Raw genomic sequence first — 14,222 nt, 5'->3', positions numbered from 1 at the left:
CACCAGAGAGTGTCGGGTTCTGGGGTCTTCCGGCCGGGGGCACCTCCCAGCGGTAGCTGGGGGCGAGCCGAAGGGGCGCGTCGCTGTCGAAAGGGAGACGCGCGCAGGGAGCGAGGGCTGCGATCGATATGCGGCTCCGCCGCGTGGGCGACCGAGCACGTCGACCGTCGACAGGGGGCACCTCCCAGCGGTAGCTGGGGGAGACTGAGGCGCCCCGGAGGCGAACCGAGCCTCAAAAAATCAGCTGACCGAGACCTCGGGCTCGCCGGAGGCGATGCCGTCCTTTTCCATCTGCTCGGCGATCTTCATGGCCTCGTCGATCAGGGTCTCCACGATCTTCGACTCCGGCACGGTCTTGATGACCTCACCCTTGACGAAGATCTGCCCCTTGCCATTGCCGGAGGCGACGCCCAGGTCCGCCTCGCGCGCCTCGCCGGGGCCGTTGACGACACAGCCCATGACCGCCACCCGCAGCGGGACCTCCATGCCCTCGAGACCGGCCGTGACCTGGTCCGCGAGCTTGTACACATCCACCTGCGCCCGACCGCACGACGGACACGAGACGATCTCCAACCGCCGCTGCCGCAGATTCAACGACTCCAGAATCTGAATCCCGACCTTGACCTCCTCCGCCGGAGGCGCCGACAGCGACACCCGGATCGTGTCCCCGATCCCCTCGCTCAGCAGCGCACCGAACGCCACCGCCGACTTGATCGTCCCCTGGAACGCCGGACCCGCCTCCGTCACACCCAAATGCAGCGGATAGTCACACGCAGCCGCCAACTGCCGGTACGCGTTCACCATCACCACCGGATCGTTGTGCTTCACCGAGATCTTGATGTCCCGGAACCCGTGCTCCTCGAACAGCGAACACTCCCACAACGCCGACTCCACCAACGCCTCCGGCGTGGCCTTGCCGTACTTCTCCAGCAACCGCTTGTCCAGCGACCCCGCGTTCACCCCGATACGAATCGGCACACCCGCCTCGGACGCCGCCTTCGCGATCTCCCTGACCTTGTCGTCGAACTGCCGGATGTTCCCCGGATTCACCCGCACCGCCGCACACCCGGCATCAATCGCCGCGAACACATACTTCGGCTGAAAGTGAATATCGGCGATCACCGGGATCTGCGACTTCTTCGCGATCACCGGCAACGCATCCGCGTCATCCTGCGACGGACACGCCACCCGCACGATCTGACACCCCGACGCCGTCAACTCCGCGATCTGCTGCAACGTCGCACCGATGTCCGCCGTCACCGTCGTCGTCATCGACTGCACCGAAACCGGCGCGTCACCACCCACGGCCACCGATCCGACCTGGATCTTCCGGCTGACCCTGCGCTCGGCGAGCTTGGCCGGTACGGACGGCATTCCTAGCGAAATCGCAGTCATCTGGTTCGTAACCCCAAGGTGTGTGCGTGGCTGGAGATCAGCGGACTCCGATCTCCGAGATTACGGCACCGGTCACGCCCTCAGCACACCGCGCTCCTGAAGTCCACCCAAAGGCGAACTTCAGGACATCTCGCGTCATCAGGAGATTTTCACGGGGTTCACGACGTCCGCCACCAGGACGAGCAGCGTGAAGCAGATGAAAACCCCGGCGATCACATAGGCGACCGGCATCATCTTCGCCACATCGAACGGTCCGGGGTCGGGCCGCCGGACCAGCCGGGCGGTGTGGCGCCGGATGGCCTCCCACACCGCGCCCGCGATGTGGCCGCCGTCCAGCGGCAGCAGCGGCAGCATGTTGAACAGGAACAGCGAGAGGTTGAACCCGGCGACCAGGAAGAGCATGGTCGCGATCCGCTGGGAGGGCGGGATGTCGAGGTTGGCGACCTCGCCGCCGACCCGGGCCGCGCCCACGACGCCCATCGGGGAGTCCGCCTTGCGCTCACCGTCCCCGAACGCCGCGTTCCACAGGTCCGGGATCTTGGAGGGCAGGGCGATCATGGAGTCGATGCCGTCCTCGACCATGTTGCCCATACGGTCCACGGACTGCCCGAAGGACTGCTGGACCACTCCGTTGGCCGGGGTGAAGCCGAGGAAGCCGGCGGTGACGAACTCGCCCTCGACATAGCCGCCGTTCCCGTCGGACTTGGCGACCTGGTTCTCTATGAGATTGGCGTGCAGGGTCTTGCGGACGCCGTCCCGCTCGACGGTGATCGTGGCGGGGCCGGTGGTCTCGCGGATGTCCTGCTGGAGGGCGCCCCAGTCCGGGGTGGGGTGGCCGTTGAAGGCGACGATCTTGTCCCGGGGCTGTAGCCCGGCGGCCTTGGCCGGGGAGTCCTTGGCGCCCTTGGGGCACTTGTCGGTGGAGGACGAGGCCGCGACCACGCACTGGGAGACCGTGCCCACACTGGTGGTCTGGGTGTTGACGCCGAAGCTCATCATCACCCCGAGGAAGATCACCACGGCGAGGACCAGGTTCATAAACGGTCCCGCGAACATGACGATCACGCGCTTCCACGGCTTGCGCGTGTAGAAGAGGCGCTTCTCGTCGCCGGGCTGGAGCTCCTCGAAGGCGGCCGACCGGGCGTCCTCGATCATGCCGCGCCAGGGCGAGGTGGAGCGCGCGGCGATCTTGCCGTCGTCGCCCGGCGGGAACATCCCGATCATGCGGATATAGCCGCCGAGCGGCACCGCCTTGATGCCGTACTCGGTGTCGCCCTTCTTCCGGGAGAAGATGGTCGGCCCGAAGCCGACCATGTACTGGGGCACCCGAATGCCGAAGAGCTTGGCCGTGGAGAGATGGCCGAGCTCATGCCAGGCGATCGAGATCAGCAGGCCGACGGCGAACACCACTATGCCGAGGACCGTCATCAGTGTCGTCATGCGCGAGCCTCCGGGGTCGCCTTCGCCGCTCTGGCGGCCAGTTCCGTTGCGCGGGCGCGGGCCCATGTCTCGGCCTCGAGGACGTCCGCGACGGTGAGCCGGGTTCCCTCGGCCGGGGTGCCGTGCTCGGCCACCACCTCGGCGACCGTATCGACGATTCCGTTGAACGGCAGCTTTCCGTCAAGGAAGGCGTCCACGCACTCCTCGTTCGCCGCGTTGAAGACGGCCGGGGCGGTGCCGCCGAGGCCGCCGACCTGCCGGGCGAGCCCGATCGAGGGGAACGCCTCGGTGTCCAGGGGGAAGAACTCCCAGGTGTGGGCCTTGGTCCAGTCGCAGCCGGGCGCGGCGTCCGGCACCCGCTCGGGCCAGCCGAGGCCGAGCGCGATGGGCATCCGCATATCGGGCGGGCTCGCCTGGGCGAGCGTCGAGCCATCGGTGAATTCAACCATCGAGTGGATATACGACTGAGGGTGGACCACCACCTCAATCCGCTCGAAGGGAATGTCGTAGAGCAGATGAGCCTCGATGACCTCCAGGCCCTTGTTGACGAGGGTCGCGGAGTTGATCGTGATCACCGGGCCCATGTCCCAGGTGGGGTGGGCCAGCGCCTGCTCAGGGGTGACCGAGGCCAGCTCCCGCTTGGTCCGGCCGCGGAACGGGCCGCCGGAGGCGGTGACCACCAGCTTGCGGACCTCCTCGCGGGCGCCGCCGAGCAGCGCCTGGAAGAGCGCGGAGTGCTCGGAGTCGACGGGGACGATCTGCCCGGGCTTGGCCACGGCCTTGACCAGGGGGCCGCCGACGATGAGCGATTCCTTGTTGGCCAGCGCCAGCACCCGGCCCGCCTCCAGGGCGGCCAGGGTGGGTGCCAGGCCGATGGAGCCGGTGATGCCGTTGAGCACGGTGTGGCACTGGGAGCGGGCGAGCTCGGTGGCCGCGTCGGGCCCCGCCAGGATCTCGGGGAGCGGCTCACCGGCGCCGTAGCGCGCGCTCAGCGCCTGGCGCACCTCGGCCACCGCCTCGGGCCGGGCGACCGCGACCCTGTCCACCCGCAGCCGGTGGGCCTGCTCGGCGAGGAGCCCGGCCCGTCCCCCGGCGGCGGACAGGGCGGTCACGCGGAAGCGGTCGGGGTTGCGCAGCACCACGTCGATGGCCTGGGTGCCGATCGAACCGGTGGAGCCCAGGATCACGATGTCGCGCACGCTCGCCGCGGCGGTGGCCGCCGGAACGCGCAGATGCGGGTCAGCCAGGGAATCCGTCATCCCCCCATTGTGGGGGCAAGGGGTGACGGCTCGGTGACAAGCCCCGGGATCCGCTGATCGCGGATCCCGGGGGCTCGTCAGCACGTGCTCCGGCGGCTTCCCGGCGGCTCCTCAGTGGATGGGCCGGTGGACGTTCCGCTTGGCGGTCGGCCCGGGGGTGGCGTCGGCGATCCAGGGGCCGTCACCGCTGGGGTCGATCACGCCGTGCTCGAGCCACTCGTACGTTCCGGAGAGCACCCCGGAGACCACCTTGCGGTCGAGCTCGTCGGTGTTGGTCCACAGCCGCCCGAAGAGCTCCTCGGCGCGGATCCTGGCCTGCCGGCAGAACGCGTCGGCCAACTGGTAGGCCGCGACACCGTGGTCACCGCGGGAGCGCAGCATCTCGGCCCGTACGCAGGCCGCGCTCATCGCGAACAGCTCAGCGCCGATGTCGACGATCCGGCTGAGGAAGCCCTGTTTGGTCTCCATCCGGCCCTGCCAGCGCGACATGGCGTAGAACGTGGAGCGGGCCAGCTTGCGCGCCGAGCGCTCCACATAGCGCAGATGCGGGGAGAGGTCCGGATGCCCGGCGGGGTTGAACTCCGGGTAGGAGCGGGGCAGTTGGCCGGGACCGGTGAGCAGGCCGGGCAGCCAGCGGGCGTAGAAGCCACCGGCCTTGGCGGCCGCCTTGCCCTTGTCCTGGAGGGACTTGTCGGGGTCGATGAGATCGCCCGCCACCGACAGATGGGCGTCCACCGCCTCGCGGGCGATGAGGAGGTGCATGATCTCGGTCGAGCCCTCGAAGATCCGGTTGATGCGCAGATCGCGCAGCATCTGCTCGGCGGGGACGGCCCGCTCCCCGCGGGCCGCCAGCGAGGCCGCGGTCTCAAAGCCCCGGCCGCCGCGGATCTGGACCAGTTCGTCCGCCATCAGCCAGGCCATCTCGCTGCCGTAGAGCTTGGCGAGCGCCGCCTCGATGCGGATGTCGTTGCGGTCCTCGTCGGCCATCTGGGAGGCGAGGTCGATGACGGCCTCCAGGGCGAAGGTGGTCGCCGCGATGAAGGAGATCTTGGCGCCGACGGCCTCGTGCTTGGCGATGGGCTTGCCCCACTGCTCACGGGCGGCGGACCATTCGCGGGCGATTTTCAGACACCACTTCCCGGCGCCCGCGCACATCGCGGGCAGCGACAGCCGTCCGGTGTTGAGCGTGGTCAGCGCGATCTTGAGCCCGGCGCCCTCGGGGCCGATCCGGTTGGCGGCCGGGACGCGGACCCGGTGCAGGCGGGTGACGCCGTTCTCCAGACCGCGCAGCCCCATGAAGGCGTTGCGGTTCTCCACGGTGACGCCCTCGGAGGCGGTCTCGACGACGAAGGCGGTGATGCCGCCCTTGTGGCCCTCGGAGCGCGGCACGCGGGCCATCACCACCAGCAGGTCGGCGACCACGCCGTTGGTGGTCCACAGCTTGACGCCGTCCAGCAGGTAGTCGTCGCCGTCGGGCACGGCGGTGGTGGCGAGGCGGGCCGGGTCGGAGCCCACGTCCGGCTCGGTGAGCAGGAAGGCCGAGATGTCGGTGCGGGCGCAGCGCGGCAGGAAGCGGTCCTTCTGCTCCTGGGTGCCGAAGAGCTTCAGCGGCTGCGGTACGCCGATGGACTGGTGGGCGGAGAGCAGGGCGCCGATCGCCGGGCTGACGGAGCCGGCCATCGCCAGGGCCTTGTTGTAGTAGACCTGGGTGAGGCCCAGCCCTCCGTACTTGGTGTCGATCTTCATGCCGAGCGCGCCGACCTCCTTGAGCCCCTCGATGGTCTCGTCGGGGATCTGCGCCTCGCGCTCGATACGGGCGGCGTCGACCCGCGTCCGGCAGAACTCCTGGAGCTTGGCGAGGAAGGTCTCGCCGCGGCGGACGTCGTCCGGGGCGGGGGCGGGGTGGGGATGGATCAGATCGAGTCGGAAGCGGCCGAGGAAGAGCTCCTTGGCGAAGCTGGGCTTGTGCCATACCTGTTCGCGTGCGGCCTCGGCGACCTGGCGCGCTTCACGCTCGGACACCGGCCTGACGGAGGATGCGGTCATCGGTGCTCCCTTTGCCGCGACGATCTCGTGACATTACCGGCACGTACCGCTGCCAGTGTGCATCCGGTCCGACGGGACGGCAAAGCGGGAGGACGCCGGAATCCGGAGGTTCGGGAAGGATGGCCGCCGCGGCGGACCCGGCAGGGGTACTGAGGTACATGAATGGGTGCGTTGAAGCGCTTCGACATCCCTCTGGACAGCCCTTGCGCTGCGGGTTAGGGTCAATCCGCATGGCCAGGCGGAATGAGGATCGGGCCATGCGTCGAAGCGCTTCGCCGACAATCCCCCGGATGGAGTCCCCCGCATGGTCACCCTCGCCGAGGTCGCCCGGCACGCCGGAGTCTCCGCCAGCACGGTGAGCTACGTCCTCAGCGGCAAGCGGTCGATCTCCGCTCCCACGCGCGAGCGCGTCGAGCACAGCATCAAGGAGCTCGGCTACCACCCCAACGCCGGAGCCCGCGCCCTGGCCAGCAGCCGCTCCAACATCCTCGCGCTCATGGTGCCACTGCGGACGGACATGTATGTGCCGGTGATGATGGAGATCGCCATCGCGGTCGCCACCACCGCCCGCTCCCACGGCTATGACGTCCTGCTGCTCACCGGCGAGGAGGGGCCGGCGGCGGTGCGCCGGGTGACCGGCAGCGGACTCGCCGACGCCATGATCGTGATGGATGTGGAGCTGGAGGACGAGCGGCTGCCGCTGCTGCACGCGGCCCGCCAGCCCACCGTACTGATCGGGCTTCCCACCGACACCGTCGGCCTGACCTGCGTCGATCTGGACTTCACCGCCACCGGTGCGCTGTGCGCCGAGCATCTGGCGGACCTCGGCCACCGGGAGATCGCCGTCGTGGGCGAGGCCCCGGCCGTCTATGAGCGCCACACCGGATTCGCCGAGCGGACCCTGGAGGGGCTGCGCCGCCGCGCCGCCGCGCTGGGGATGCGGCTGCTGCACCGCCCGTGCGAGGGCAGCTACGAGTCCATGGACGGCACCCTCTCCCGGATCTTCGACGAGCGGCCCGGCACCACCGGCTTCGTGGTGCAGAACGAGGCGGCCATCGATCCGCTGCTCAGCCTGTTGCGCCGGCAGGGCCGCGCGGTGCCCGAGGACGTCTCGGTGGTCGCCGTATGCCCCGAGCAGGTGGCCACCCAGGCGTCGGTGCGCCTCACCTCGGTGGCCATCCCCGCGCAGGAGATGGGGCGGCGGGCGGTGGAGCTGGCGGTGGCGAAGCTGGCGGGCGGCGCCCCGGCGGAGCAGGTGACCCTGCTCGCCCCGGAGCTGACCGTACGGGCCAGCTCGGGCCCGGCGCCCGGCACGTCCTGACGCGACCTCGCCGGGCCGGTGGCGTACCGCCGCCGCGCGGCCGGGCGGCGGCGGTACGCGGGAGTCAGCTCGCGCTCACCCCGAAGCCGTTGGTGCGGAAGTCCAGACCGCCGGCCGAAGAGGTGATCTCGTAGCCGAACTGGACGTCGCCGATGGTCACATCGCCGAACCAGCCCTTGGTGTTCTTGATCCAGTTCACGATGGGCTTGATGTCCACGGAGCCGGAGGTGGAGTTCGAGGTGCGGATGAACGAGAAGACCTCATTGGCTCCGTTGCTGCCCTTGTAGACGCTCCAGGTGTGGCCGCCGAGGGTGACATTGCCCTGGGCGGTGCCGAGCGGGCCGACCGGGCCGGTCTTGTTGACCCACAGCATGATCTCGTAGTCGTAGTTGGAGTCCCAGATGTCGTACGAGGTGTTGTACGCGCCCGAGGACGGCACGGTGACGTTGTAGGTGCTGGTCAGCGTGGAGATGGCGCTGATCTTCCTGCCCACGACCTTCTTGGCGTTGGGGTAGGACTTGATGCCGCCGGTGTTCGGGTGGTTGGCCCACACTCCCCAGTCGCTGTAGGAGTTGGCCCAGATGGTCTGGGCTCCGGCGCCGGAGCCCCAGATGTTGTTGTAGAGGGTGTAGCCGCCGTTGGACCAGGTGCCCCACTGGTCCGAGGAGGACCAGGTGGCGGCCTGGGCGGGGGCGGCGGCGAAGCCGATCAGCGCGAGTAACGCGATCAGCGGGGTGAGGAAGAGCGTTCGAGCGGCTCGTTGCACGGGACCTTCCCTTTCATATGGGGGATTCGGACGGAGCTTCAGGCGAGGGGTTCGGGCGGAGCCAGGACCACGACCGCGAACCGGTCCAGCCGGACGCTGGTGTGGTGCGCGCGCCCGGTGAGCAGATCCGTCCGCGCGGACGGAGCGGACGGGAGGGGGACGACCGCCGGGGTGCGGCCGTGGTTGAGCAGGAAGAGATACGGACCGCGCCGCACCGCCTCGACGCCCTCGGGGAGGCCGGGCAGCGCGGGTGCCAGCCCCGCCTCCTCGGCGGCGCGGCCGAGCAGGGAGCGCAGGGCGGCGGGTTCGGGGAGGGTGGAGACGTACCAGGCGGTGCCGGTGCCGTAGGCGTTGCGGGTGACGGCGGGGCGGCCGTCGAGCTCACCACCCTTGATCCGGGCGACCGGTTCGGCGGTGGACGGCTCCAGGTCCTCGGACCAGAGCGCGCCGTGGAACGCGCCCAGCCAGGCGCCTTCGGCGGTGAGCGTCTCGCCCTCGTCCAGCGGCCACCACTCGTGGACCGTACGGATGCCGAGGAGCCCACGGAGGCGGCGGTCCACCCCGCCGGGGCGCACCCGGTCGTCCTCGTCGGCGACGCCGGTGAAGAAGCCGCACACGAGGGTGCCACCGCCGCGTACGTACGCCGCGAGGTTGTCCAGTGCCTCGTCGGTGAGCAGATAGAGCTGGGGGACGGCGACGAGGGCGTAGTCGGTGAGGTCGGCGTGCGGATGGGCGAAGTCGGTGGTGAGGTTCCGCTCCCACAGGGCCTGGTGCCAGGCGCGCAGCAGCCGTTCGCAGGAGACCAGGGAGGAGGGGCGGCCGTCCTGGACGGTGGCCCACCAGGAGTGCCAGTCGTGCAGGATCGCGGCCCGCGCGGGGACGTCCGTGCCCACGACCGGGGCCAGTTCGCGCAGCTCGGCGCCGAGTTCGCGGACCCGGGCGAAGGTGCGGCTGTGCTCACCGGCGTGCGGGACCATCCCGGAGTGGAACTTCTCGCTGCCCTGCCGGGACTGCCGCCACTGGAAGAAGCAGACCGCGTCGGCGCCGCGCGCGACGGCCTGGAGGGACCACAGCCGCATCAGCCCGTGCGGCTTGGGCCGGTTCACACCGCGCCAGTTGACCGGGCCCGCGGCCTGCTCCATGAGTACCCAGGGGCCGCCCGCCTGGGAGCGGGTCAGATCCTGGACCAGCGCGCCGTAGGCGGCCGCGTGCGGGTCCTTGGGGTCGGGGTAGAGGTCGACCGAGACCACGTCCTCCTCCGCCGCCCAGGCCCAGCCGTCCTGGCCGATGAACAGCGGCATGAAGTTGGTGGTCACGGGGATATGCGGGGTGCGGGCGGCCAGCGCGTCGCGTTCGGCGGTGAAGCACTCCAGCAGGGCGTCGCTGGTGAAGCGGCGGAAGTCCAGCGCCTGGCCGGGGTTGATCAGGTACTGGGCGCGGCGCGGCGGGATGATCTCCTCCCAGGAGTCGTAGCGCTGGCTCCAGAAGGCCGTCCCCCACGCCTCGTTGAGGGCGGCCAGGCCGCCGTACCGCGCGCGCAGCCAGCGGCGGAAGTGCCGGGCGGTCTCGTCGCACCAGCAGTGGGTGGAGTACTCGTTGCCGACGTGCCACATCCGCAGCGCCGGATGGCCGCCGTAGCGGTCCGCCAGGTCCTCGGTGATGCGCAGGGCGTGGTCGCGGTAGACGGGCGACGAGGCGCAGAACTGGTTCCGTGAGCCGTACCAGACGACCGTGCCGTTCTGGTCGCGCGGCAGGGTATCGGGATGGCGGGAGCCCATCCAGGGCGGCGGGGAGGCGGTCGGGGTGGCCAGGCACACCTCGATCCCGCCCTCGTGGAGCAGGTCCAGGACCCGGTCCAGCCAGTCGAAGTCCCGTGCGCCGGGGCGGGGTTCGAGCCGCGCCCAGGAGAAGACGCCGACGGTGACGGTGGTGACGCCCGCCCGGCGCATCAGCCGGATGTCGTCGTGCCAGACGCTCTCGGGCCACTGCTCGGGGTTGTAGTCGCCGCCGTAGAGGAGGCGGCCGCGGGTGGCGTCGTTCAGGTCGGGCATACCGGCTCCCGTCTCGGGTCGGCTGGGTACGGGGGGCGACCGGCGTCAGCCCTTGACGGCGCCGGTGAGCATGCCCTTGGTGAAGTGCTTCTGGACGAAGGGGTAGAGCACCGCGACCGGGATCAGCGCGAGCACCATGACGGCCATCTGCACGGCCAGTCCGGGGATCTGCTGGGTGGAGATCATCTGGGACATGCCCTGCGGCGCCTGCTGCTTGATCACCAGCTGGCGCAGGATCATCTGGAGCGGCCACATGTCCTGGTCGTTGAGGTAGAGCATGGCGTTGAACCACTGGCTCCAGTAGCCGACCGCGTAGAAGAGCGAGACCACCGCGATCACGGCCTTCGACAGCGGCAGCACGATGCGGAACAGGATCCGCCAGTCCCCCGCGCCGTCGATCCGGGCGCTGTCGATCAGCTCGGGCGCGATGTTCTGGAAGAACGCCCGCAGCACCAGGACGTTGAAGACCGAGACGGCCCCGGGCAGGATCATCGACCAGTAGCTGCCCTCCAGGCCGACCTCGGTGACCAGCAGATACGTGGGAATGAGACCGGCGTTGAAGAACATGGTGACCAGCAGCACCATCAGGATCGGCCGGTGCAGGAAGGACCCCGGGCGGGACAGGCCGTAGGCGCACAGGACCGAGACGACGGTGCTGATCACGGTGCCCACGGCGGTGAGCGCGAGGCTGACGAGCGTCGCCCGGGTCACCGTGCCGCCGCTCAGCAGCTCGGTGTAGGCCCGGAAGGTGATCGTCTTGGGGAAGATCACCAGCCCCCCGGCGTCGGTGATGGTCCTCTGGTCGGAGAGGCTGGTGACGATCACCACCCACAGCGGGCCGAGGATCGCCAGACACACCCCGACCAGGGTGGCCCCCTTGAGCCCCTGGCCGACCCGGCCGGGCTCCTCCTCCCACACCGGGCGCCTCTCGTCGCGGCGCCGCCGCGGGGGCGGGGCAGCGGGTCCGGTCTCGGCCGCGGTCCGCTCGGTCACGGTCATTTCCGGTAAACCCCCTGCTCGCCGAGCATATGGGCGACCTTGTTGGCGATCAGCACCAGCACCAGGCTGAAGGCGCCCTTGATCAGACCGCCGGCGGCGGCGATCCCGTAGTCGGTGTTGGCGATGCCGACCCACCACACATAGGTGTCGAAGACCTCCGAGGCGCCGGGCCCCACCGCGTCACGCTGGAGCAGGATCTGCTCGAAGCCGACGGTCAGCGAGTCGCCCACGCGCAGCACCAGCAGCAGGGCGACCACCGGGCGCAGCGCGGGCAGCGTGACGTGCCACATCCGGCGCCGGCGGTTGGCGCCGTCCACGGCCGCGGCCTCGTAGAGGTCCTGGTTGACGGCGGAGAGCGCGGCCAGGAAGACGATCACGCCCCAGCCCGCGTCCTTCCACACCAGCTGGGCGGTGATCAGGAACTTGAAGACGCCCGGGTCGGTCATCAGGTCGAAGCCCTCGTGCCCGTGGGCGCGCAGCTGCTGGGCGAGCAGTCCGGCGCCGCCGAGCATCTGCTGGAAGATCGTGATCACCAGCACCCAGGAGAAGAAGTGCGGCAGGTACAGGATCGACTGCACCAAGCCGCGGACCTTGTCGCTGAGCACGCTGTTGAGCAGCAGCGCCAGCGCGATGGGGACCGGGAAGAACAGCACCAGCTGGATGAAGGTGATGGAGAGGGTGTTGGCGAAGGCGTCCCAGAAGCGGCTGTCCTCGAAGAGGAGGGTGAAGTTGTCGAGGCCCACCCAGGGGCTGGTCCACAGCCCCTGGGTGAACGGGTCGTAATCCTTGAAGGCGACCGTGGTCCAGAGCAGCGGGACGTAGGTGAAGAGCAGGAGCAGACCGACGGCGGGGGCGACCATCAGCAGCAGGGTGCGGTCGCGGCGCAGCCGGTGCCACCATCCGGTGCGGGCGGTCGGGGTGCCCGGGCCTGGCGGAGTGGCGGGGCCCGCCGCGGTGCCGTGTCTCGGCCCGGTGCCACGGTCCGACAGGGCGCCGCGGGCCCGCTCGGCCATCAGGCGCCGCTGCCGTTCTCGTCGAGGAGCCCCGCGTACCAGTCGCGGAGCCGGTGGCCGCCACCGCTGCGCCAGTCGCTGATGGCCCGCTGGGCGTCCTTGATCGACTTACGGCCCCGGGTGACGTCCTTGGCGAGGTCCTCGAACGGCGTGTAGAGCGAGGCGTACCGATTGGGCTCCTGTATCTGCATTCCGTAGAAGAGCGGTTTCCTGGCGAACTCGCCCATCCGCCGCATCCAGCCGCAGTAGTCCTCGACCATCCGCGGGAAGTCCGGATAGGCGACGCTCGCCTGCGGGGAGACGATGAAGCGGTAGGTGTCCTGGACGTCCCGGACCCCCGTGGCGTTCTTGACCGGGACGCCCTTCTTCATCTCGTGGTGCACGCCTTCGACGCCGTAGTCGATGAGGCGCTGCTCCTTGGTGCCGAAGGGCGCGGCGATGAAGTTCGCGAGGGCGAGGATTTCCTCGATCTGGTCCTTGGAGAGGTTCTTGTTGAGGAACGACCAGATCTGGGCGGGCGGGTCGAGATAGATGACGGGATCGCCGCCGTCGGGGCCGAACCAGTCCATTCCCTGGATCTTGAAGTCGGGGTTGGGACCGGCCTGTTCGAAGGTGGCGCCGTACCACTTGGCGTCGCCGTCGTTGTAGATGAGGGTCTGGCCGGAGGTGAAGCGGGTCAGCGCGTCATTGGCCTTGCCCGCGACCGCGTCGGGGTGGACATAGCCCCCGGCGAAGAGCTTGCGGCACCATTCCAGGGCCTCGAGATAGTTCTCGGTCTCGACCTTGTGGACCAGCTTGCCGTTCTTCTCGATCCAGTAGTACGGCTTCTCCCCCGGGCAGCCGAAGAACCGCTGCGCCGACCACCACATGTCGTCGCAGGCCCACACCTTGCTCTTGGGCCGGGTGATCTCCTTGGCCAGGGCGAGGAATTCCGCCGGGCTCTTGGGGACGTGATAGCCCTCCTTGCCGAAGATGTCCTCGCGGTAGTACGGAATGACACCGGCGAGCGGACGGGAGGGCATCGGCAGCCCGCGGAGCCTGCCGCCGAAGACGGACATCTGCCAGGCGGCGGTGGGAATGGCGGCGAGGTTCGGATATTTCTTGACCTTGTCACCGGAGAGATACGGGCCCAGGTCGGCGAATTTGGCGCTGACCGCGCCATGGATCCGGCCGCCCATCTCCCAGAGCGGGATCATCACGATATCGGCGATGTCGCCCGAGGCGAGGACGGCGCCGAGCTTCTCGCCATAGGTGTTGCCGTCCTGCGGCTGGAGCTTGACCGTGGCGCCGAGCGCCTTGTTGACCGCCTTGTAGTAGGCGTTGTTCTTGGGCGGCGGGGTGCCCCAGAGCGGTTCGAACATCGTGTAGCTGCCGCCGTGGCCGGGCTTGCCCCGCACGGAGGCGACCAGTTCGGCGGCGGGCGGTGCCTTGGTGTAGCCGGGGCTGGAGCCGTTGACGCTGGGGATGTCGGGGTCCGCGACCTTCGAGGCCACATAGGTCGGCAGTAGGTTCTTCAACTCCTTGCCGGAGGTGGTGCCGCCCTTGCCGGAGCCCTCCTCGGTGGAGCAGCCGGTGAGCAGCGGAGCACCTCCCGCGACGGCCGCCGCGGCAACCGCCGTGGAGGCCAGGAAGGTTCTCCGGCTGGGAGGGGAAGTGGAGGCCGAAGCCTGGGAGTTCGGCATTGCGTCAACCCTTCGTGGCGTGCCCGCCGTACGACCGATGGTCGAGTTGGCCGAGATTGATCGAAGATTGGTCGAAGCGCTTCAATATTGCGCTGAGATTAAGGCGGGGGGTGGGGTCGCGCAAGAGCGGTGGCGCAAGGTGCCGACGGGTCGTGCCGCCGTGGAGCCTTGACAGGGTGGGCATGGTGCGCCCAGCATCGAAGCGCTTCGAATCGATGTCGAATCGACTCGCTCGACTCGACATCAGGGG

The 14,222-nt window shown here is 69.5% G+C and carries 10 protein-coding genes; 1 reads left to right on the top strand and 9 read right to left on the bottom strand.

Features of this window, described 5'->3' with window-relative positions:
- Positions 1 to 240: 240 nt before the first annotated feature.
- The 4 genes from ispG to ACJX2R_RS36110 all read right to left on the bottom strand — a co-directional run bounded on the left by ispG (position 241) and on the right by ACJX2R_RS36110 (position 6,140).
- The gene (gene ispG / locus ACJX2R_RS36125; RefSeq protein ID WP_413103513.1) at positions 241 to 1,395 is read right to left on the bottom strand and encodes a flavodoxin-dependent (E)-4-hydroxy-3-methylbut-2-enyl-diphosphate synthase; all 1,155 of its coding nucleotides are present in this window, start codon (positions 1,393 to 1,395) and stop codon (positions 241 to 243) included.
- Between the two features lie 138 nt (positions 1,396 to 1,533).
- Positions 1,534 to 2,835, bottom strand: a complete 1,302-nt coding sequence (locus ACJX2R_RS36120; protein ID WP_262703952.1) for a M50 family metallopeptidase — start codon at positions 2,833 to 2,835, stop codon at positions 1,534 to 1,536.
- Positions 2,832 to 4,094 (bottom strand): 1-deoxy-D-xylulose-5-phosphate reductoisomerase, encoded by a 1,263-nt coding sequence (gene dxr, locus ACJX2R_RS36115; protein ID WP_262703951.1) that lies wholly within the window; start codon positions 4,092 to 4,094, stop codon positions 2,832 to 2,834. The genes ACJX2R_RS36120 and dxr overlap by 4 nt, the downstream gene beginning before the upstream one ends.
- A 111-nt stretch (positions 4,095 to 4,205) precedes the next feature.
- A complete protein-coding gene (locus ACJX2R_RS36110; RefSeq protein WP_413103512.1) occupies positions 4,206 to 6,140 on the bottom strand; it encodes an acyl-CoA dehydrogenase family protein in 1,935 nt (644 codons plus the stop codon).
- A 304-nt stretch (positions 6,141 to 6,444) separates the two neighbouring features.
- Between ACJX2R_RS36110 and ACJX2R_RS36105 the strand changes: the two genes are divergently transcribed.
- Positions 6,445 to 7,461 (top strand): LacI family DNA-binding transcriptional regulator, encoded by a 1,017-nt coding sequence (locus ACJX2R_RS36105; protein WP_413103511.1) that lies wholly within the window; start codon positions 6,445 to 6,447, stop codon positions 7,459 to 7,461.
- A gap of 64 nt (positions 7,462 to 7,525) precedes the next feature.
- On the opposite strand, the gene ACJX2R_RS36100 is transcribed toward ACJX2R_RS36105, so the two are convergent.
- Genes ACJX2R_RS36100 through ACJX2R_RS36080 form a run of 5 tightly spaced genes read right to left on the bottom strand, consistent with a single transcriptional unit; the run spans position 7,526 to position 13,972 of the window.
- Entirely contained in the window at positions 7,526 to 8,227 is a 702-nt protein-coding gene (locus ACJX2R_RS36100) for a glycoside hydrolase family 12 protein (protein ID WP_413103510.1), read from the bottom strand.
- A gap of 38 nt (positions 8,228 to 8,265) precedes the next feature.
- Entirely contained in the window at positions 8,266 to 10,278 is a 2,013-nt protein-coding gene (locus tag ACJX2R_RS36095) for a beta-galactosidase (RefSeq protein WP_413103509.1), read from the bottom strand.
- Between the two features lie 45 nt (positions 10,279 to 10,323).
- Positions 10,324 to 11,277, bottom strand: coding sequence for a carbohydrate ABC transporter permease (locus ACJX2R_RS36090; protein ID WP_413103508.1), 954 nt, complete (start codon positions 11,275 to 11,277; stop codon positions 10,324 to 10,326).
- The gene (locus ACJX2R_RS36085) at positions 11,274 to 12,290 is read right to left on the bottom strand and encodes an ABC transporter permease (protein ID WP_413103507.1); all 1,017 of its coding nucleotides are present in this window, start codon (positions 12,288 to 12,290) and stop codon (positions 11,274 to 11,276) included. The genes ACJX2R_RS36090 and ACJX2R_RS36085 overlap by 4 nt, the downstream gene beginning before the upstream one ends.
- Complete coding sequence (locus ACJX2R_RS36080; RefSeq protein WP_413103506.1) at positions 12,290 to 13,972, bottom strand: extracellular solute-binding protein; 1,683 nt, start codon at positions 13,970 to 13,972, stop codon at positions 12,290 to 12,292. The genes ACJX2R_RS36085 and ACJX2R_RS36080 overlap by 1 nt, the downstream gene beginning before the upstream one ends.
- Between the last annotated feature and the right edge of the window lie 250 nt (positions 13,973 to 14,222).

The organism is Streptomyces sp. Inha503 (assembly GCF_047215865.1).
Lineage (GTDB): Bacteria > Actinomycetota > Actinomycetes > Streptomycetales > Streptomycetaceae > Streptomyces > Streptomyces lycopersici.
Note: the sequence above shows the minus strand (reverse complement) of the source record. Positions and strands in the feature narration are given on the sequence as shown.